This window comes from Wolbachia endosymbiont (group B) of Schoenobius gigantella (assembly GCF_964031005.1).
GTDB lineage: Bacteria > Pseudomonadota > Alphaproteobacteria > Rickettsiales > Anaplasmataceae > Wolbachia > Wolbachia pipientis.
This window is the reverse complement of record NZ_OZ035002.1, coordinates 1,105,765-1,125,936: the sequence shown is the minus strand read 5'-3', so window position 1 is coordinate 1,125,936 and position 20,172 is coordinate 1,105,765. Positions and strand designations below refer to the sequence as shown.

Below are 20,172 nucleotides of genomic sequence, written 5' to 3'. Positions count from 1 at the left end.
TTATCTTTAGTTAACGACGGTGCACACCGCTGTCTACATATTCAAGTTAGGTGGCAAGTGCCTTAGTTACTTTAGCACAATATGGTTTAGTAACATCAGCACCTATCACTACTACTTCAGTAATTGCCGACTTAACCTTTCCTAGGCTCCATGCAAACCAGCCTTGACCATTTTCTTCTTTAGTTGGCTGACTTTCTGGGCTAGAAATCTCAGTACCTTTTTCATCACCAGATTCTGCATCATAAAATACATCCTGATCCTCAGAAAGACTCATTAAATAACTTTTAGCAGCATCAACATTTAAATGATCAGGTTGCTTAGGAACGTTATCAATATTTAAATAATCCAAACTATTAGCTCGTTGCTTTTGCTCACTGGAAAGAACCTCAAGATTTAAATAATCCAAACGAGTTAGTTCTTGCATGCTAGGTTTAGATCCATCTTCACGCTTAAACTGCTCTTCCGGACTAGAAACCTTAGTACCATAAATCCTACTGTACAAGCTGCTTCCAACGCTGTTAAGTGCTCCTCTTACAGATGCAATTGACGCATCATAAGTATTTTTCAAGCCACCTCCAATACCACTAAGTGTTCCTTTTGTAGACTCAGTTGATGGCACATAATTATCGTAAGCATATTTGCCAGAATACAAGACACCATTAACTGCTTCTTTTACAAACCAAACAGCGCTATTAACTGTTCCTTTTGCAAGCTGAACAGTGCCATCAGCAATTGCCACTTTTAATTTGTCTTCTTCTATCTTTTTATTTTTTTCAGCTAGTTGAGTTTTTTGCTCAGAACTTTTCTGCTTTTGAGTGCGTACTTGATCTTTTAACTTAGAATTTTCTTCCTCTTTAGCTTTTACTTCCGCTTCTTTTTTAGCTAGTTGAGTTTTTTGCCCAGAAATTGTTTGCTCTTGAGCTTTCATTTTATTTTTTAACTCAGAATTTGTTTTGTTCTCACTAATTGCTTGATACGAAAGTGCAATAGCTACAGCAGAAAATACAGCACCACCAATAATAAATGGAAGGCCAACACTTAATGCTGCAACTGGAGCTAAGAAACCAATATAAGGAGCTGCAGCAAACACTCCAGATGCTAATAAAGTTAAAGCAGCCAGAGTTCCAGCTATATAATAGGGTACATTGTTTTTATTCATCATCTCACGTATTATAAAATATAATACCATTATAAAAGGATTTTTAAGAAGTTGTCAAGCTATCTTTACATAAAAAAAATAATTGATAAACTTGGGAACAAGAAGATTGCTGTCAAGCTATGAACTATGCCTTTCCGTGTAATCTTTAAATGCACCTCTGTTAGAGTCAAAATATAGCTTCACACTTCCAATTGGCCCGTTCCTCTGCTTTGCAATAACAAGCTCTGCAATATTTCTAATTTTCTCCATTTTCTCTTGCCATTCCCGATGTTTATTGTTTCCTTCACTTGGTTGCTTTCTCAATTCGTAGTATTCTTCTCTATAGAGAAACATTACTATATCTGCGTCTTGCTCTATGCTCCCTGAATCACGTAAATCAGAAAGTTGTGGTTTTTTATCATCCCTCTGCTCAACAGAACGAGAGAGCTGAGATAGTGCAACAATGGGAATATTTAGCTCCTTTGCAATTGCTTTCAAACCCTGCGTCACTTCCGAGATTTCTTGCACTCTATTTTCATTACTCCTTTTTGTTGTTCCTCTGATTAGCTGCAAATAATCAATGAATACCACTTCTACATTATATAATTGATACAGCAAGCGTATTCTGGTGCGAAGGGCACTAATTGATAGCGCAGGGGTGTCATCTATGATGAAAGGCAGTTCAGATAATTCTGTACTAGTATTGATAAATTCATGCAATTCAAAATCACTAATTCTCCCGGTTAATGCCTTATAATAACTAATCCCTGAATCTATAGTGATCAGCCTTGCAGTTAATTGCTCTGCTGACATTTCAAGCGAGAAAAACGCTACATAGTGTTGCTTATCTGCTCTTTTTTGCAACATCTTACAAGCATTAAGTGCGATGTTTAGCGCCAATGCTGTTTTACCCATAGAAGGCCTTGCAGCTAAAATTAATAAATCAGATTTTTGTAGACCACCAAGAAGCTGATTTAGATCTTGAAGTCCGGTTGTAACGCCTAGCGCTTCTGGATTATTTTTCAGTGTGCTGATCTTCTCAACTACATCTTTAATTGAACTTGCAAGTTTTATATATGTTTTCTCACCTTGTTTTTTTACTGCCAAATTGAACAATTTTGTCATTGCTTGTTCAATTTGCGCCTGTGCAGGATTTTCAATATCGTAGTTGTAGCTATCACCAACTATTTCTTGCCCGAGCTTGATTAAACATCTCCTTAAGTAAGTATCACGGATTATTCTAGTCAAACTATAAATATCAAGTGCAATACTTGCCTTCGCTGCAAGCTTTGCTAAGTACTCTACCCCGCCACACTCGGTAAACGCTTGGTCGTTCTCAAAAAACATTTTGAGGCTCAGTTCATTGGCAACTATACCGTGTTTCCTGGTTTTAGATATTTGCGTAAAAATACTTTGATGCAGTGGATCATAGAAATTTTCTGCTGTAATTGTGTCTTCAACTGCATCACAGATTCTATTATCACGAATCATTGCACCAATAAGCATCTGTTCAGCTTCTAAATTATGCGGTAATTTACATATTTCCTTATCTACACTTCTTGAACTGAGGAGATTGGCTAATTCATTCATTTTAAGTTTTGAGAGTAACTGTTGATTATTGTAGAATATTTAGTCCTCATTTGAAAGATGTAAAGGCAAAAAAATTTGACTAATTCCGTGTTGCCTATAGCATTAAAACTTAATGCCCCTGTGGTGGAATGGTAGACACGGCAGACTCAAAATCTGTTGCTTGCAAAAGCATGCTGGTTCAAGTCCGGCCAGGGGCACGTTAAATATTGGAAAGTATATATATGTTACATAAATTTTTTAATCGTTTATTTTCTATTTTTTCTTCTATAAATGTTATTCAAAAGGTAAAGAAAGATGAAAATGGGATATGTTATGTAACGGGCCTCAGGCGCTATATATCAGTATTGCTTGATTTAATTATTATCGTTTTGTTCTTGCAGTTTTGCAGCCAAGCCTTTAATCAGCTCTTTACAAACTCAGAGGATAGCAAAATATTCAGCCAAGTTGCTGCAAAATCCCCAATGCAAGTGCCACTTTCTATAGAAGAAAAGGCAATGCAGAGTAGACTTGTAAAATTAATGATTCTAAATCAAATAGTCCAGTTTATTATGCTCTTTTGCTATGTAATATATATGTGGGTAAAGTTTGCTACTACACCTGGAAAACTATTATTTGGGCTTAGAGTTGTGGATGCACAAACTTTCGAAAAGATGACCCTAAAACAAGCAACAAAGAGATTTTTTTCCTTTATATTGTCAGTTGCACCATTGTTCTTGGGCTTTTTATGGTCAAATTTCAACAAACGCTGTCAAACTTGGCACGATAAGATCGCAGGCACAGTGGTTGTCACGAGTAAAAGCCTTAGAAGGCAGAGCTAAAAACTACTTGACACCCTTCGCCAGCCCCTTTATCATGATAGTGAAGGTATTCAGTTATCTTCATCTGTGCAGATTAAACAGCAAGAAAACAACGTAGTTGGCGTCTTATTTTTAATTTTTTGCACTATGTGCACCTTATGTCTTCACAACATTTCTGGGTTTTTACCTATATAAGCTGAAACGCGCTTATAAGTCGTTTAAGACAGTATAGTACGCCAATTTGCAGGATTAGAGAGTGACAACTAGCTAACGCGGGGTTTCTTTTGCCTTTTTTTCTGCTTAGTAAATTTCTTAAACATTTAAACTAAGGTGAGTTGCGTTTAAAAGCAGCTAAATTGCAGTGTTTAAGATTTAAAAAACGCCAAATACTGAAAATAGACAATGACTAGGGCTTCTTTTGCCTTTTTTTTCATTTGGTAAATTTCTTAATGTTTGTAGCTAAACGACAACCGTCATCCCTGTAAAGATCAAGTATCCCGCTACTTGTTAGCGGGACCTAGAGATACCGCGAATGAATCGCGGTATGACGGTTCACGGTGGCATGACGGTTAAGTAATTCGTCATCCCGCTACTTGTTAGCGGGATCTCTTGTTAGCGGATGAGATACCGCGAATGAATCGCGGTATGACGGTCTGCGGCGGTATGATGGTCTGCGGCGGTATGATGGTCTGCGGCGGTATGACGTAGAGCTCGCGTCAGCTACTTTCATGACACCATTTGCTGTCTTTAAAAATGAATGTTCTTACAATTGTGCGTCATGCGCTTTATTAAATATTTTACTTAAAAATCTAATTTCTTATTATACAAGAGATAAGCAATTCATTGATGATGAAAAATTACAAAAAGGGGCATAGAAAGCGCCTAAGAGAGAAAATTATTTTAGATAATGGACAATCATTACTTGATTATGAAGTTTTAGAGCACATTTTATATTCAGCATATAGTAGAATTGATGTAAAACCGGTGGCAAAGAGTTTGATAGAAAGTTTTGGCAGCTTAAATAAAGTTTTTAATGCTGACCTGGAAGCGCTGCAAAACGTTGATGATGTCAGCAATGCAGCGATATCTGCCATCTTTTGTGTAAAACAAGCCTTTGTTCGTTCTGCAAGAGAAGAAATAAAAAACCTGCCTGTAATCGATAACTGGGAAAAATTGCTTGATTATTTAAGAATAAGTATAGGAAGCCTCAATAAGGAAAATTTTCGTGTCATCTATATGAATAAAAAGTATCGTCTAATAGCGGAAGACTTGCAAAATATTGGTACAGTAGATCAAACTCCTCTTTATGTCAGAGAGATCATCAAGCGCGCACTTTTGATTGGTTCAACATCCATTGTAATATCTCACAATCATCCAAGCGGAGATACACAACCTTCAAATAGCGATATATCTCTCACTAGACAACTAGCAGAAGCTTGCCAAAGTATAGGAATAGAATTAATAGATCACATTATTATTACATTCAGTAGCTATTTTAGTTTCAAGGAAAATAGGTTGTTGTGAAAGCCTTTATAGCTACAGTAACTTAGATTTACCGACAATCGTCATTCCGCTACGTGTTAACGGCTAAGAGATACCGCGAATGAATCGCGGTATGACGTAGATTGCTGTCATCCCGCTGCTTGTTAGCGGCTGAGATACCGCCGCGGTATAGTAACTCGTCATCCCGCTACGTGTTAGCGGGATCTATCTGCGGCGGCATGACGGTAAGTTTTATTGTGGTATGATGGTGTAGTATAATGTTGGTAAACCTCAGTTACTTTAGCTATAAACGATTAAGATGAAGTTATCATATATCTATATACTTACAAATAAAGCTAATAGCACATTATATATTGGTGTAACTGCAAATTTGATCAAGAGGATTTGGGAACACAAAAACAAAATTGTTTCAGGTTTTACATCAAGATATAATGTAAATAAACTTGTATATTTTGAAGAGTTTGAAGATATAAGTTTAGCTATTGCAAGAGAAAGGCGCCTGAAAGAATGGCCAAGGCAGTGGAAAATTAATTTGATCAATCAAAAGAATCCTAGCTGGATTGACTTATATTACTTAGCTTTAAGATAGCTATGCTGAGATCCCGCTAACACGTAGCGGGATGACGAGAAAGGAGCAGCAGGATAACGGTTGAGTAATTCGTCATCCCGCTACTTGTTAGTGGCTGAGATACCGCGGCGGTATGACGGTTTGCGGTGGTATGACAGTTAAGTAATTCGTCATCCCGCTACTTGTTAGCGGGATCTATCCGCAGCGGTATGACGTAGGACTGCTGTCATTCCGCTACGTGTTAGCGGCTGAGATACCGCGAATGAATCGCGGTATGACGGTCTGCGGCGGTATGACGGTTCGCGGTGGTATGACGTAGTAGCTATTTTTTGCAATCAAGTTTCGTTAAAAGTCAGATTGAATGGTTAAATCTTCCACCCAAATAACCACGCACTCTACTTGCTTGTTTGGATATATTTCTTGTACTAAGGTTTTATAGATTAACATCTGTTTTTTTATTTCATTTAATAAGGAAACAGAAACGTTACGGTGTGATTTGTAGTCAATTATGATTGCTTTATCTTGCGTTATGCATAGCCTATCTAGTCGTACTAATACTGACTTGCCATCAATTGTTCCACTCAGTGTAATCTCTGATTTGCCTTCCAAGTCAAACAAATAGCCATATTTTTCATTAAAGGCTAATATTTTACTGTAAATTTCATCCTTATCTTCGCTGATGTTATCAAGGTATTTTCTGACCCAATTTTTTCTCCTTTCTTTTTCTATCTTGGGCATATACTGCAATATGCTGTGAATAATCAGGCCTCTTGCATAACCATCTGTCATCCAAGTAGCTGACACTGGGATCCATTCTGCTCCTTCTTTTTCACTGGATTCCAGCGTCACGCGCTGGGATGACACCGAAGAGTGGGCTAAAGCTGGTGGAAGGGAAATGACCGGAACGTCAAAATAATCACGTTTTTTATAAATGTAAGGGTAGTTTGCATTCACGCATAATACTTCAACTTTTTCTTTAAATATTGGCTGTAAATCCCTTTGTTTCTTTTCATATGGCTCTCCGTACTTAGTGATTAGATCATACCAAGAGCCCTTTTGCACTGGCTCTTTACTTAAGATGTATAACTCATCTTCAGCACGCGTGAGTGCTACGTATAATAAACGCAAATATTCATTATAATCCTCTAGTTTTTTCTCTCTTTTTACTTGATCGCAATAAGCGTTGTTGTTTTTTCCACACCAAAATGGCACTTCTGTTCCATCAAAGATAATGCTTTCACTGTTTCTTGGCACTGTGTTTGTATCAACCAAAAATACTATGGGAGCTTGCAGACCTTTTGATTTGTGAATTGTCATTATTCGCACAGCATTGCGTTCTGATTGCATATCATTCTTAATCTCCGGATTATTCTCCTTGATCCATTGAACAAACGCTTGAAGAGATGGGTTTTCAAATTGCAACACGAGGTTCATAAATTCGTCTAGAACCTCAAAGCACTCAAGACCTAACCTTGCAGCAAATTTCTTCTTACCTGTACGCAATATATGTGTAAATAGTGCAAGAGGAGACTCTATGCGAGATAAGTTAATGAGATAGTTTAATTCACTATAGATAACCACAGAATAATCCTGAATTCTTTTCCATAGTGAATGCTCTTTACGGTCGTATGCAATGTTAAATAAATCATCCTCGGTGAAATTAAATAGCGGTGATTTTAAAGCATTTGCAAGAGCTAAATCATTTGCCTGGAGGAGTAAAAATTCGGCCAAAGCTATTAAGTCCTGCACGGCTATATAGTCCATAATTCTAAAATAATCCCGGCCTACAACTGGCACGTTTGCTTTTTTAAGTTCGCTTATTATGTAATCAACTAATACGTTTCGTTGCCGTACCAAAATCATAATGTCTCTTGGCTCTATATGGCGATCTTTAGCGACTAAAATTCGCCCTTCATTTAACCAATTGTGAATTCTGTTGGCTATTGTTTGAGCAAGTAATCGGTCTGCTATTATATAATTTTCCCTGCATGTCAGAGGAATTTGTAAAGCTTGCTGTTCTTTCTCTTTGCGCCTTGGTAACGCTGGCCAAATTTCAATATATCCTTGGTCATTTTCTCTATGTGGAACATGTTTTATTTCATTATCATTAAAAGATATTTCTGCGCGGAAGTTATTAAATATTCTATCTACAAGCATCAAAACTTCTGGAGTTGAGCGAAATGACTTTTCAAGTTGGCATGATATCCAATCTCTACCACCAGTTTTCGTATGAAAGTATTGTTGCATATAGTTGAATAGATGGGGATTTGCTCCTTGAAATCTGTATATGGATTGTTTTACGTCACCAACAACAAATAAGGTTCGCTTTTCATCATTACCGGCAAAAAATTCATCGCAGAGATTTGTTATAATTTTCCACTGGCTGATGCTATTGTCTTGTGCCTCGTCAACAAGGATGTGATCTATTTTTTGATCCAAGTTAAACAATATCCAATCTTTATAGTTTGGATTGCTAAGAAGATTTGTTGCTAAGTTGATTATATCATTGTAGTCAAGCAGTGCATTTTTTGATTTTTCACTATTATACAAATCAACATATACTTTAAATACACCAAGTAAGCTACTGGTTATCTTGAATATTTGATAAGAGTTCATGTCTCTTATATGGGTAAATACTACATTCTGAACGCTCTCTATTATTTGCTCTGCATCTTTGAATTTCTCCAAAATACTTTTTGTTGCAATGGATGATATGCTCTTTTTTTCGTGCGATTCTGATTTTAAAAAGACCTTGGCTAGGTTTTCTACTTTAGTGTCATTCCAGCGCGTGACGCTGGTTCTTTTCTTCTGGATCCCAGCTGGGATGACAGTAGAATAAAGTATTTCACTATAACTCTGATCTCTTTTACTGCCTTCACTTAATATCTCGGCTAGTCTTTCCACGTGCTCAATTGTTTCACTCTGTAAGTCATGAATTTCATCTGGGGCGCTCAATTTATCTTTGATATATTTCGAATCATTTGCTGACGCTGATCTTTTTACACATAAAGTATAAAGCAAATCGCGTAGTTTATTTTCATCAATTTCAGTTGCAATAAGGTTGATATCATCCTGCACAGTTTCGTTATGAAGCACTTTATTGAATATGATGGAATGTAATTCTTTGCATTCGCTCAGCGTGCAATTTGGAGCAATGCCAGCTTCTATAGGAAAGCTGGAGATTAATTTGTAACAGAAAGCGTGTATGGTTTGTATAGTTAGACCAAGATTTTCCAGTTCAGAGAAAAGCCTTCTTGCTCTTGTTAAATAATCTTTATTTTTTCTGGATCCCAGTGTCACGCACTGGGATGACAAGTAGGGGTGCTGAGATCCCAGTGTCACGCACTGGGATGACATTGGAAAGAAATCTAGTTGTTCTAGATCTGCTGCCAACACACTATCTGAACATATTGCCCACTTACTGAGTATGCTGTGAATGCGATTCTCCATTTCGTTTGCTGCAGCATTGGTGAATGTTAAGCAAAGAATATTTCTTTTGTTTTCTAATAAAAGTCTCAATACTCTGTCTATTAAGATTTTTGTTTTGCCTGTACCAGCGGACGCATTTACCCACACAGAGAAATTAGGATTTATGGCATTTGATCTCATCAGAAGTGCGAGAACCTTATAAAAGTTGACTAGAATAGCATTATACATATAATGTAAAAATAGTGTTAGTGAAGATATATAATGAAAAGTTTTTGTGTAAAGGCGCCTGCAAAAATCAATCTTTTTTTGCATGTTGTAGACAAAAAAGAAACAGGGTATCACTTGATTGAAGGTTTATTTGTCTTTGCTAATCTCTCTAATTTTTTGGAAATAAAAGTAGGTGAGAAGGATTCTAGATACGATAACTCTACAGTTGAATTTATAAACTCCGAGTCTAAAATAAATAACCAATATAACACTGTAATGAAAGCGGTTAATCTGCTGCTTAGGCATGCTCCTGTACGCACTAAAGTCACTGTAAAGGTTGTAAAAAACATACCAATTGCTGCAGGACTTGGTAGCGGATCCTCAGATGCTGGAGCTGTGGTACGTACGCTAGGGAAGCTGTGGGAGATTGATAGGACGATTTTAAATGAAATAGCCTTAAACGTTGGTGCTGATGTTCCCGCAAGCGTAGATAGCAAGCCAGTTTTTGTTAGAGGTATTGGCGAAGAATTATGCCACATTAAAAAATTCTCTTTACCTACAAATGTGGTGCTTGTGAAACCGAAAAAAAGGTTTTTGAGTACACCAGAGGTATTTTCCAAACATGAAGGAAAATTTTCTGAGCCAATTAAATGGAGCGATGACGCTGAAAAGGATTTGTTGAAGTTTCTTAAAGAGACGAGAAACGATCTTCAAGAAATAGCAATAAGCTTTGTACCTGAAATTAAGGATGTGATATCAACACTTAAGTCACAAGAAGGCTCTATACTTTCTCGCATGTCAGGCAGTGGTGTATCATGCTTTGGAATATTCGATAGTGAGGAAAATGCAAAAGCTGCTGCAGTTAATATCGGAAAAAAGCAACCAGAATGGTGGGTATGCAACACTCAATTAATAGTTTGACTTATGGATATAACTCCCTTAATTTCCGAGAATAAAAATCTTATAAATGGTTACAGGGAAGGAAAATTTTTGGTAAACAATCAAGAATATTGCGGCTCAATTATAATTTTTCCTGAAAAGGTGATAAAATTGAAAGAAAGTGATATAAACAGCAAGGAGTATTTTGAATCTTTTTTAACAGAGGAAATAGAAATTTTGTTAATAGGTACTGGTAAAACACGCAATATACTAAGTTCTTCAGTGAAGTCCTATCTTATGGAACAAAAAGGTTTAAATTTTGAATTTATGACAACAGGTTCTGCATGCAGAACCCATAATATTCTGATATCCGAAGATAGATTTGTTGTCAGTTATCTAATAGCCATATAGCATGCTTACCCAGGACTTTTTCATCAACAGTCTAGTTGCAGTAGTTGTAATTAGCCTAGTAACAGGCGCTTTAGGGTCGTTTATGATATGGCAAAGGTTATCTTATCTTGGTGATAGTTTGTCCCATTCTTCGTTGCTTGGTGTTGCACTTGCTTTAATCTTTAAGATTAGCCCATCGCTTAGCATAATGCTCATTGCAATTACATTTGCTATACTACTTTCTCTTAATTTTAACAGATTATATTCTGCTGATACGATATTGAACATTGTTACCAATGTAGTTTTATCATCGAGTTTAATACTTATGTCTTTTCTTCCATCTGGCAATAATAGTATTATTAGCTCACTGTTTGGTGATATATTAACGCTCGATCAAAGTGATATAGTATTGATTTTTTTAACCTCTGCAGTAGTTACTTTGATATTAATATTTAGATGGCGTTATTGGTTAATGATTTCAATTAATCAAGATTTAGCAGTAGTTGAAAAAATTAATGTTACCTTTGTTAGACTAGAATTTTTAATCACTCTTGCTATATTTATAGCAATTGCTGCCCAACTAATAGGAATATTACTCATTGCTGCATTTTTGCTAATACCAGCAGCATCTGCAAGGCTCATTTCGAAAACTCCAATGCAGATGATTATTGTTGCAACAGTTTTTTCTGTGATCTCTGGGATATCAGGTCTCATGTTATCTGCAAGTTTTGATTTGTTAACTGGACCTGCAATTATACTTGTTGCAGCGGTATATTTAATTATCGCTTATTTTATAAGGCTAGTATTAAGCAGGTTGGCTTAATTTTGATCTCGAATGTTAATAATTTTGTAATATACTCATTATAAAACATCACTATCTTAGCACAAAATAGTTTTTGCTATACTATTATTTATATGCTAATGATAAGTTGTTAATTTTATGGAGTAAGCAATATGAGCGAAGAAGGATTTTTTTCCAAATATATATCTCAACCTGTGAAAAAATTTTATAATTATATTACAGGAAAAACAGAAGAGTCAGATGATGTAGCAGGTGATGTGCATAATATTGCACAAGGAGACTCAGAGTCTTTGGATACTCATGTACAGTCAAATGAGAATGATATCATATAGATAGCATGAGGGTCACACCATCCAAAGTTAAAAAATTCCTAGAGAAACCTGATGCTTTACGTGGTGTGTTAATTCATGGAAGTGATAACAGTAGGGTTGATTTTTATGTACAAGAAATAATTGCTAATTTGGGTGAGTATTCAGTTCAGGTGATGGATTTTGCAATAGTGAATAAGTCACCCAGTTTACTGTTTTCTGAATTGGCAAACGTTTCGATGTTTACCAGCAAAAAATTAATTAAGCTGATAAATGTGAGTGGAGGTATATCCAAGGAGTTAAAAAATGTATTGGATTATAACGCAAGTGGTCATTATGTAATGATGGTAGCAAATGATCTTCCATATAATTCTGCGACTAAAAGTTATATGGAGAGTTCAAAAATTTTTGGTGTGATTGCTTGCTATAAGGACAGCAACAGCAATCTTTATGACATTATATCAAGTTACTTAAAACAAAATGATATAAAATGCACAAATGAGATAATCTACCATTTGCAATCTTACTTTAATCATAGCAAGCTGCCTATATGTTCAGAACTTGAGAAGTTAGTTTTATACTTAGGGGAGAGAAAAGACCTAAAACTTACTGATATAGAATTATGCTTTTCAACTTCCGGCAACGACTATGCTACACTTGATGATCTATGCTCTGCCATAGCAAGTAAAGATATGTCGCGTTTCATTAGAATTTCTGATGCATTGATATCGCAAGAAAATTTTTCACCGATAGCACTAATTCGCATTATATCAAATTATTTCCTACGCCTTGAAAACGTTTTGCTGTCAGTGCAAGGTGGAATGAGTGAGCAGGCTGCGATTGATCAGCTAAGCCCTCCATTGTTTTTTAAACAATTGCAGAGTTTTAAATCTCATTTGAAAAGTTTGCAACTTTCAGAACTTAAGAAGATCTTGGAAAAATTGATAAGCTTAGAAGTTACCTGTAAAAAAACTGATTTAGATCATAAAATGATTTTTCAACATGCACTGACAGGTAGCTGACTACTCGGATCCAGCCTTTCTTATAATTTCATCAAAATGTTGTATTTTAACATAAAATAGCTGCTTTTATGCCTACCAAAATTCATTCTTTAGTGTGTGTCTCATAAGTATTCTTTGCTAATAGGATATTTTCGAATATAATTGAATATAACTAGATAAAAATACAGATATGTTTGACATTTCAAAAATTGTAATAACACCTGAAATGTTAAAATTAGTTGCTGAAATTGATGAATTTAAAGGAGCATGGCAATTGTTTGGTAATTTAGCTCCAGAACGTTTACAAATGCTCAAGAAAATTGCAACAATTGAAAGTATTGGTTCTTCTACTCGTATTGAAGGGGCAAGATTATCAGACCGTGAAGTTGAGCAATTACTATCCAAACTTGATACACGCTCATTTCGTTCTCTAGATGAACGAGAAATAGCCGGATATGCGTATGTGTGTGAAGAAGTATTTCAAAACTTTAACAAGATGCCATTTACAGAAAACACTATAAAACAGTTTCACATCTGGCTTTTACAATTTTCATATAAAGATCAAAGGCACATGGGAGAATATAAAAAATTCCCCAATCATGTTGAAGCGTTTGATGAATCTGGAAAAAGCTTGGGCATAGTTTTTGAAACAGCCTCTCCATTTGAGACAGCAACACAAATGCAAGAACTTATTTATTGGACTAGCCAGCAATTAGAGGTGAAATCGTTACACCCTCTATTAATTATTGGCATTTTTATAGTTACTTTTTTAGCTATTCATCCCTTCCAGGATGGAAATGGCAGATTATCACGCATTCTCACAACTTTCTTGTTACTAAAGTTAGGGTATATCTATGTACCTTACAGTTCCCTTGAAAGTATAATTGAAAGTAATAAGGAGAGTTACTACTTAGCTTTGCGTCGTACTCAACAATCCTTGAAGACGAGCAGCTATGATTTTAATCCATGGCTTATATTCTTTTTAAGGTCACTACAAAAGCAAAAATTTCATCTTGAACAAAAGGTGTCACATGAAAAAGTGTTAAATCTCTATTTACCACCACTTTCTGCTAAAGTATTAGCACTACTCAGCAAACATGGACGTCTTACAATTAAGGATTTGGAAAATATTACTAAAGCAAACTGCAATACCTTAAAGAAGCACGTATCTAATCTCGTAAAGAGTAATCACATCACTCAGCATGGAAAAGGCAAAGCAACCTGGTATGTAATATAGAGCTCAATAGGATATGTATTCATTTTGAATTGTTAAATTATTCAGCTATAGAATATAGATCACAGCTGTACAAACATTGTAGTTTGAGCCCACTAGATCCCAGTGCCCTATTCTTGTCATCCCAGTGCCCAGACACTGGGATCTCATTTTACTTTATAATGATGTCATGAAAGTAGCTGACACTGGGATCCAGAAAACTTAATTTCAACCAAATAATAAAGGCTAGATCCCAGTGTCACGCACTGGGATGACAAAAAAAGGAGCACTGGAATGACAGTAGTCCTACGTCATACCGCGATTCATTCGCGGTATCTTTTAGCATAGATCCCGCTAACAAGTAGCGGGATGACGGTTGTCAGGGTGTCATCCCAGTGCCCAGACACTGGGATCCAGAAAAGTTTGCTTGTAAGCAAGCAAACTAGCATAGAAAAACGTTTTCGATGAGATTGCAGAAAGGCTAGATTCCAGACTGGAATGACATCGTTCACTATGTACCATATTGCAATAGTTGTGGTCAAGGCACTGGGATCTGAAATTGCAGTGTTCGTACAGCTATAGAATATAGATCAGAAGTGACAGAGCTTAAAAAAAGGCCTAACATTCTTAATAAACGTAAAAAGCTTTATGAAAATCAGAGTTGGAGTAATAGGCTGCTTAGGCAGAATGGGCAAAAAAATACTCAATGAATTAATTACAAATACCAAAGTGGAAATAGCAGGTGCTGTTGCCCGTTCAGGTAGTAAGTACATAGATTCAGATATTGGACCAATTATAGCCAATCTAGGAATTAAAGTTACAAGTTCTATTAGTGGCATATTTGAGTCATCTGACGTTGTAATAGATTTTACAACTAAAGAATGTATGTTAGACTGCCTTAAAGCAGCTGTAAAATTTAAAACACCGCTGGTTAGTGGCACAACTGGAATAGAAGGTGTCGATTTGAAAGAATATGCTGCTGAAGTTCCAATATTATGGTCAGCAAATATGAGTGTTGGGGTTAATGTGTTGCTGAAATTGGTAAAAAAAGCTGCTGAGCTTTTAGGTAATGAATATGACGTTGAGATTTGGGAAATGCATCATAACTTAAAAAAGGATTCACCATCTGGAACAGCTATAGAACTTGGCAAAACAATTGCTAACGCTTCAAAAGTGGATTTTCAGTCCAATCAATATTTACATAGTGGTTCAAACATAAGGAAAAAGGGGGGAATAGGTTTTGCAGTATCTCGTGGAGGTGGAGTAATAGGAGATCACAGCGTGATGTTTGTTAATTCTGATGAACGGATAGAACTAAACCACAAAGCAATTGATCGCACAACATTTGCTAGAGGAGCTGTTCAAGCAGCAGTATGGCTATACGAAAATAAAAGAGAAATTCCGGGGCTCTATTCAATGCAGGATGTGATATGAGCAATACACGTGCCTCTGTTAAAGATTTAAATCTCTGGTACGGCTCTAAGCAAGTTTTATTCGATATAAATTTGAATATTTATAAAAGAAAAGTTACTACTTTTATCGGACCATCCGGGTGCGGTAAATCAACATTTTTGCGTTGTTTTAATCGTATGAATGACTATGTACCAGGTTGCAAAACTGTTGGTGAATTAGATATCGATGGGCTGGGTGATATATATTCACGCGATATGGATGTTGTACTACTTAGAGCAAAAGTTGGTATGGTATTTCAAAAGCCAAATCCTTTTCCAAAATCAATATATGATAATGTTGCTTGTGGGCCAAAATTGCATGGTATGGCGAAGGATAAGCAAAAATTGAATGAGATGGTGGAAAATAGTTTAACCAAGGTTGGTTTATGGGAAGAATTGAAGGACAGATTGCAAGATAGCGCACTCAATTTATCCGGTGGCCAACAACAGAGGCTATGCATCGCTCGCGCAATTGCAGTGAAGCCAACTATTTTATTAATGGATGAACCGTGCTCTGCTCTTGATCCAATGGCAACCAATGCAATCGAAAATCTTATACAAGAGCTAAAATTAAGATTTACTATAATTATGGTGACTCATTCAATGAAGCAAGCTAAAAAGTTATCTGATAGTGTAATTTTCTTTCATAATGGCAGAATTGTTGAGTCTGGAAGCACTCAAGAAATATTCGAAAATGCTCAATCTCCCTTAACAAAGGAGTATATCCTGGATCATTAAATTTCTGACCTTACCCAGAAAAAGTGGAGAGAAAGAAAAGAGTTTTTTTGGGTAAAATAAAATTTTGGAGGATTAGAAATGGTAAGAGAATATACGGCAGAATTCAAATTGGAAGCTGTTAAGCTGGCAAATGAACAAAGAAAGGTAGGTCAACCAGTTGCAAAAGTAGCAAGAGATCTAGGAATAAGGGATAGTGTATTAGGAAAATGGATGAAGAAATATAACGAAAAAAAGTCAGCGGCAAATGCATTTCCAGGTAGAGGTAACATGGCTCCTTACGACAAAGAGAGGTTTGATTTACAAAGCAAGAGTAACAAGGGAAAGAGACATTTAAAAAAAAGCCCTGGCCAGTCAAAAAGAGTAAAATATTTTTTTATATAGTAACTGCTATAAAGTACAGGAATTATGTAGGATTTTCTGCTAGTGGCTACTATAAGTGGACCACAAGAAAAATAAGCAGTAGAGAATCAGCAAATAAAGAGCTACTCGAAGCTATTCAAAAAATATATCAAGTTTCTAAATGTAGATATGGAGCTCCTAAAATTCATGCTGAATTGAAGGCTTTGGGTAAAAGTTGCAATTTGAAAACGGTGCAAAGTATTATGCAGAAAAATGACATCAGGGCTATACTGAGAAGAAAGTTTAAAATTAAAAAACAACAAACAGATAATAGAGCTGTAGCTCCCAATATACTAGATCAAAACTTTATTGTTGATCAACCAAATAAAGTATGGGATTACTTACATCAAAACCAAGGAGGGATGGCTATATTTGGCAGCAATAATTCTCACGTATGGTAGTTAATGAGTAGTGCAATAAATAAACAATTGGTTATGAACTCTTTATTAATGGCCATTAATAGGCGTAAACCTGTTAAAAATCTACTGCTGCACAGTGACCAAGGTTCACAATATACTGCGCAAGGGTATCAATATCTCTTAGCTGTAAAGAATATAGATGAGTAATAAAGGCTGTTGTTACAACAATTCTGTTGCAGAAAGCTTCTTTAGCTCATTGAAAAGAGAAATACTTATTGATACTTCACAACACTCTGCTCAACAAACTAGAACTGCAATATTTGAATACATAGAAATTTTTTATAACAAACAACGTCACTATTAACTATTGCATTCCAGAACAATTTGATGCATCATTCTTTTTGTAAAAAACATTCCACACTTTCTCTCCACTTTTTCTGGGTAAGGTCACTTTTCCACTGATCATATTTAATCGCCATAACTTTACTCCTACTTTAACAATATTTTAATTATCATATATTATGGCAAGAAAGTCAACCCTACCTAATTTTGCTTAGTAAGCACACTAACTATGAAACAATCTATATTACCATCAAAAACAGAATTTATATTGCCCACTTCATGTCCGGTTCTTAAATCCTTCACCATTTGATATGGATGCATAACGTACGATCTGATCTGATTGCCCCAGCCTATATCGCATTTTTTACCATATTCTTCAGCCATTTTCTGTTCTTTTTTTTCCAGTTCAATTTGGTATAAACGTCCTTTAAGTAATTTTAACGCCTCATCTTTATTTCTGTGTTGAGAACGACCATTTTGGCATTGAACTACAACACCAGTTGGAATATGCGTAATGCGTACCGCACTTTCAGTCTTGTTCACATGCTGACCGCCTGCTCCGGAAGCACGATAGGTGTCGATCTTTAGATCCTTTTCATCCACAGCAATATCAATTGAATCTTCTATCACTGGAGTTACTCCTACACTTGCAAAACTGGTATGACGTTTACCATTTGCATCAAATGGCGATATTCTAACCAGCCTGTGAATTCCACTTTCACTTTTTGCCCACCCATAAGCTTTTTCTCCAACGATTTTTATCATTGCAGACTTTATACCAACTGACTCTCCTTCTAATTTTTCTACAACTTCAACTTTAAAGTTGTGATAAATTTCTGCCCACCTTATATACATGCGCATCAGCATTTCAGCCCAATCATTGCTCTCGGTTCCGCCAGCTCCTGAGTGGATTTCTAAAAAGCAGTTATTATTATCTGCTTCACCAGTAAATAAGGACTCTGTTTCTTTATACTTGATTAATTTCTCTAGCTTAGCTAATTCATTTTCAACTTCAGAGAAAAATTCTTCATCATTTTCATCAATAGCAGACTTCATTAAGCTGATGGCATCGTTGTAATCGCTTTCCAGCTTTAAAAACGACTCTACGTCATTCTTAATTTTAGAACGTTCTTTTAAAACTTCTTGTGCTTTTTGGTTATCTTGCCATAGGTCATCATTCGACGCTTGGGAGTCAAGCTCTTCAAGACGCAACTTTAATTTTTCTATGTCAAAGACACCTCCTGATAAGAGAAATACTTTTATTTAAGCTTTGAAAGTGTTCAAGAATTTCTGGATAAGTTTTCATTATACTTTAGATTTTAATATATTTACTATCAATAACAATAACAGTAAACAAAATAGAAATTTAACCATATGATAGTTAATTTAAATAATTTCATTATACTTTAATGTTTAAGGAAATCAAGCGCGTATATTTATTAAAAAACAAGGTAAAGTAATGAATATTGAAATAAGTTCCCATTATGGTTTAGACAAAAAGGCTATTGATGACTTAATAGAGTCACTTGATAACGAGGAGCTAGAGAATGTTCGTAATATTGTAAAAACGATAGACAGTGTTCAGTTAGCTTATTTTTTATCTACTTCGATCAGTGATCACAGGGAGAAATTAGTTAATATCCTCGATCAACATTTGTTAAGTGATGCCCTAGTGCATGTAGTGCCAGATTTACAAATAGAGATCATAGAAACATTGGGAATAGAAAATACAGCAAAGTTACTAATGCTCCTTGATGTAGAAGATATAGTAACCATAGTGAAAGATTTAGATAGAAAGTCTGTAGAAAATATACTTTACTATTTGCCCAGCAAAACTCAGAAATCGGTAGAGGAGTTGCTATCATATCCAGAAGAAAGTGCAGGAAGGTTAATACATAAAGATATGGTTATAGCTCCATATTATTGGACAATAAATCAACTGACAGAATTTGTGTGCAACTATAAAAAAATACCAGAAAAATTTCACCAGATATTCATTATCAACTCAAAATTAGAGCCTATAGGCAGTGTTAATTTAAATAAGGTAATATCTCACTCAGGAGACACAATAATAAAAGAGATAATGGATCATGACATAAAAATCATTAAAACTGGAATAGACCAAGAGGAAGTAGCAAGAATATTTAAAGATTACTCTCTATTATCGGCTCCGGTAGTAAATAAGAATGGTAAAATTATTGGTGTGATCTTAATTGAAGATGTGATAAAAGTTGTTCAACAAGAAACAGAAGAGGATGTACTCAAAATAAGCGGTGTATCTTCTAAAGCCGATATAAATGCCCCTATACATAAAACTATAATTAAAAGGCTACCTTGGTTACTGTTTAACCTCTTAGCTGCAACAATGTGTTCCATAGTAGTTGGCTTTTTCGATGATGTAATAAAAAGTTTTATAGTGCTGCCAATAATCATGCCGATAATTGCATCAATGAGCGGAAATGCAGGATCCCAAACAGTAACGCTAACCATCCGGGCAATCGCAACAAAATATCTAACTGAGCAAAATGCAAAAAGAATACTGATGAAAGAATTTTTAATAGGTCTTATAAACGGGGTGATCTTATCTACTATTTCATTAGTAGTGTTAGCAATAAGGTTTCACAACTTCAAAGTGGAGATGATTTTTGTGGTCTCCATGATTATGATGTCAATTATTGCAACGTTCATCGGAACTTTCATTCCTATAATGCTTCATCGCTTAAAGTCTGACCCTGCCGTTTCTTCTTCAATCCTAACATCGGCAACAACTGATATTCTCTCAGCTTTTATATTTCTTGGTTTAGCTACGATCTTTTTATTAAATAGCTAATACTATCTATAGCTATACCGCCGCGAACCGTCATGCCGCGATTCATTCGCGGTATCTCTTAGCATAGATCCCGCTAACAAGTAGCGGGATGACGAGAAAGGGGCTACTTGGATGACATTCTTCTTGGTGTGCCCAAATCACAATGTTCGTACATCTGTGGATTTATTCGCGGTATAGATATCGCTAACGAGTAGCGGAATGACGGTTTTTCAAATTGTCGTAAGTCAG

General features: G+C 35.7%; 16 protein-coding genes, 1 tRNA gene and 1 pseudogene. 14 read left to right on the top strand and 4 right to left on the bottom strand.

Going from position 1 to position 20,172, the window contains the following annotated elements:
• Nucleotides 1-46: 46 nt before the first annotated feature.
• Together ACQH2O_RS05180 and ACQH2O_RS05175 are read right to left on the bottom strand one after the other, a co-directional pair.
• Nucleotides 47-1,159, bottom strand: coding sequence for a hypothetical protein (locus ACQH2O_RS05180; protein ID WP_425385115.1), 1,113 nt, complete (start codon nucleotides 1,157-1,159; stop codon nucleotides 47-49).
• Between the two features lie 117 nt (nucleotides 1,160-1,276).
• On the bottom strand, nucleotides 1,277-2,728 hold the full coding sequence (locus ACQH2O_RS05175) for a replicative DNA helicase (protein WP_010962532.1): 1,452 nt from the start codon (nucleotides 2,726-2,728) through the stop codon (nucleotides 1,277-1,279).
• 114 nt (nucleotides 2,729-2,842) lie between these two features.
• On the opposite strand from ACQH2O_RS05175, the gene ACQH2O_RS05170 reads away from it, so the two are divergent.
• The 4 genes from ACQH2O_RS05170 (at nucleotide 2,843) to ACQH2O_RS05155 (ending at nucleotide 5,617) form a co-directional block, all read left to right on the top strand.
• A tRNA-Leu gene (locus ACQH2O_RS05170) sits at nucleotides 2,843-2,925 on the top strand.
• A gap of 24 nt (nucleotides 2,926-2,949) precedes the next feature.
• On the top strand, nucleotides 2,950-3,546 hold the full coding sequence (locus ACQH2O_RS05165; RefSeq protein WP_190321214.1) for an RDD family protein: 597 nt from the start codon (nucleotides 2,950-2,952) through the stop codon (nucleotides 3,544-3,546).
• Nucleotides 3,547-4,374: 828 nt separating this feature from the next.
• Complete coding sequence (gene radC, locus ACQH2O_RS05160; RefSeq protein ID WP_010962534.1) at nucleotides 4,375-5,049, top strand: RadC family protein; 675 nt, start codon at nucleotides 4,375-4,377, stop codon at nucleotides 5,047-5,049.
• 277 nt (nucleotides 5,050-5,326) lie between these two features.
• The gene (locus ACQH2O_RS05155) at nucleotides 5,327-5,617 is read left to right on the top strand and encodes a GIY-YIG nuclease family protein (RefSeq protein ID WP_010082530.1); all 291 of its coding nucleotides are present in this window, start codon (nucleotides 5,327-5,329) and stop codon (nucleotides 5,615-5,617) included.
• Nucleotides 5,618-5,941: 324 nt separating this feature from the next.
• Here ACQH2O_RS05155 and ACQH2O_RS05150 read toward each other — a convergent pair whose 3' ends face one another.
• Nucleotides 5,942-9,205 carry a UvrD-helicase domain-containing protein gene (locus tag ACQH2O_RS05150; protein ID WP_425385114.1) on the bottom strand — a complete coding sequence of 1,088 codons (3,264 nt, stop codon included), beginning with the start codon at nucleotides 9,203-9,205 and terminating at the stop codon, nucleotides 5,942-5,944.
• An 81-nt stretch (nucleotides 9,206-9,286) separates the two neighbouring features.
• Between ACQH2O_RS05150 and ACQH2O_RS05145 the strand changes: the two genes are divergently transcribed.
• The 9 genes and pseudogenes from ACQH2O_RS05145 to ACQH2O_RS05105 all read left to right on the top strand — a co-directional run bounded on the left by ACQH2O_RS05145 (nucleotide 9,287) and on the right by ACQH2O_RS05105 (nucleotide 17,179).
• On the top strand, nucleotides 9,287-10,153 hold the full coding sequence (locus ACQH2O_RS05145) for a 4-(cytidine 5'-diphospho)-2-C-methyl-D-erythritol kinase (protein WP_010082535.1): 867 nt from the start codon (nucleotides 9,287-9,289) through the stop codon (nucleotides 10,151-10,153).
• 3 nt (nucleotides 10,154-10,156) lie between these two features.
• On the top strand, nucleotides 10,157-10,522 hold the full coding sequence (locus tag ACQH2O_RS05140) for an Mth938-like domain-containing protein (RefSeq protein ID WP_010082536.1): 366 nt from the start codon (nucleotides 10,157-10,159) through the stop codon (nucleotides 10,520-10,522).
• Nucleotide 10,523: 1 nt separating this feature from the next.
• Nucleotides 10,524-11,324 (top strand): metal ABC transporter permease, encoded by an 801-nt coding sequence (locus tag ACQH2O_RS05135; protein ID WP_010962536.1) that lies wholly within the window; start codon nucleotides 10,524-10,526, stop codon nucleotides 11,322-11,324.
• Between the two features lie 131 nt (nucleotides 11,325-11,455).
• Nucleotides 11,456-11,635 (top strand): hypothetical protein, encoded by a 180-nt coding sequence (locus tag ACQH2O_RS05130; RefSeq protein ID WP_010082539.1) that lies wholly within the window; start codon nucleotides 11,456-11,458, stop codon nucleotides 11,633-11,635.
• A gap of 5 nt (nucleotides 11,636-11,640) precedes the next feature.
• The gene (holA, locus tag ACQH2O_RS05125) at nucleotides 11,641-12,633 is read left to right on the top strand and encodes a DNA polymerase III subunit delta (RefSeq protein ID WP_010962537.1); all 993 of its coding nucleotides are present in this window, start codon (nucleotides 11,641-11,643) and stop codon (nucleotides 12,631-12,633) included.
• Between the two features lie 169 nt (nucleotides 12,634-12,802).
• Nucleotides 12,803-13,849, top strand: a complete 1,047-nt coding sequence (locus ACQH2O_RS05120) for a Fic family protein (RefSeq protein WP_010082541.1) — start codon at nucleotides 12,803-12,805, stop codon at nucleotides 13,847-13,849.
• Between the two features lie 624 nt (nucleotides 13,850-14,473).
• Nucleotides 14,474-15,259 (top strand): 4-hydroxy-tetrahydrodipicolinate reductase, encoded by a 786-nt coding sequence (gene dapB / locus ACQH2O_RS05115; protein WP_010962542.1) that lies wholly within the window; start codon nucleotides 14,474-14,476, stop codon nucleotides 15,257-15,259.
• Nucleotides 15,256-16,014 (top strand): phosphate ABC transporter ATP-binding protein PstB, encoded by a 759-nt coding sequence (gene pstB / locus ACQH2O_RS05110; RefSeq protein ID WP_006280935.1) that lies wholly within the window; start codon nucleotides 15,256-15,258, stop codon nucleotides 16,012-16,014. The genes dapB and pstB overlap by 4 nt, the downstream gene beginning before the upstream one ends.
• 78 nt (nucleotides 16,015-16,092) lie before the next feature.
• Nucleotides 16,093-17,179: pseudogene (locus ACQH2O_RS05105) on the top strand (IS3 family transposase).
• Between the two features lie 136 nt (nucleotides 17,180-17,315).
• Here the strand turns inward: ACQH2O_RS05105 and prfB are convergent.
• A protein-coding gene (gene prfB / locus ACQH2O_RS05100; protein ID WP_141456981.1) for a peptide chain release factor 2 occupies nucleotides 17,316-18,420 on the bottom strand; the annotation gives its coding sequence in 2 pieces (ribosomal slippage) (nucleotides 17,316-18,344 and nucleotides 18,346-18,420; 1,104 coding nt in all).
• A gap of 153 nt (nucleotides 18,421-18,573) precedes the next feature.
• Here prfB and mgtE point away from each other — a divergent pair.
• The gene (gene mgtE / locus ACQH2O_RS05095; protein WP_006280192.1) at nucleotides 18,574-19,944 is read left to right on the top strand and encodes a magnesium transporter; all 1,371 of its coding nucleotides are present in this window, start codon (nucleotides 18,574-18,576) and stop codon (nucleotides 19,942-19,944) included.
• Nucleotides 19,945-20,172: the final 228 nt, after the last annotated feature.

Coding starts and splice junctions, on each gene's coding strand:
- ACQH2O_RS05180 (WP_425385115.1), bottom strand. CDS start 1,159: ATGAATAAAAACAATGTACCCTATTATATAGCTGGAACTCTGGCTGCT.
- ACQH2O_RS05175 (WP_010962532.1), bottom strand. CDS start 2,728: ATGAATGAATTAGCCAATCTCCTCAGTTCAAGAAGTGTAGATAAGGAA.
- ACQH2O_RS05165 (WP_190321214.1), top strand. CDS start 2,950: ATGTTACATAAATTTTTTAATCGTTTATTTTCTATTTTTTCTTCTATA.
- radC (WP_010962534.1), top strand. CDS start 4,375: ATGAAAAATTACAAAAAGGGGCATAGAAAGCGCCTAAGAGAGAAAATT.
- ACQH2O_RS05155 (WP_010082530.1), top strand. CDS start 5,327: ATGAAGTTATCATATATCTATATACTTACAAATAAAGCTAATAGCACA.
- ACQH2O_RS05150 (WP_425385114.1), bottom strand. CDS start 9,205: ATGAGATCAAATGCCATAAATCCTAATTTCTCTGTGTGGGTAAATGCG.
- ACQH2O_RS05145 (WP_010082535.1), top strand. CDS start 9,287: ATGAAAAGTTTTTGTGTAAAGGCGCCTGCAAAAATCAATCTTTTTTTG.
- ACQH2O_RS05140 (WP_010082536.1), top strand. CDS start 10,157: ATGGATATAACTCCCTTAATTTCCGAGAATAAAAATCTTATAAATGGT.
- ACQH2O_RS05135 (WP_010962536.1), top strand. CDS start 10,524: ATGCTTACCCAGGACTTTTTCATCAACAGTCTAGTTGCAGTAGTTGTA.
- ACQH2O_RS05130 (WP_010082539.1), top strand. CDS start 11,456: ATGAGCGAAGAAGGATTTTTTTCCAAATATATATCTCAACCTGTGAAA.
- holA (WP_010962537.1), top strand. CDS start 11,641: ATGAGGGTCACACCATCCAAAGTTAAAAAATTCCTAGAGAAACCTGAT.
- ACQH2O_RS05120 (WP_010082541.1), top strand. CDS start 12,803: ATGTTTGACATTTCAAAAATTGTAATAACACCTGAAATGTTAAAATTA.
- dapB (WP_010962542.1), top strand. CDS start 14,474: ATGAAAATCAGAGTTGGAGTAATAGGCTGCTTAGGCAGAATGGGCAAA.
- pstB (WP_006280935.1), top strand. CDS start 15,256: ATGAGCAATACACGTGCCTCTGTTAAAGATTTAAATCTCTGGTACGGC.
- mgtE (WP_006280192.1), top strand. CDS start 18,574: ATGAATATTGAAATAAGTTCCCATTATGGTTTAGACAAAAAGGCTATT.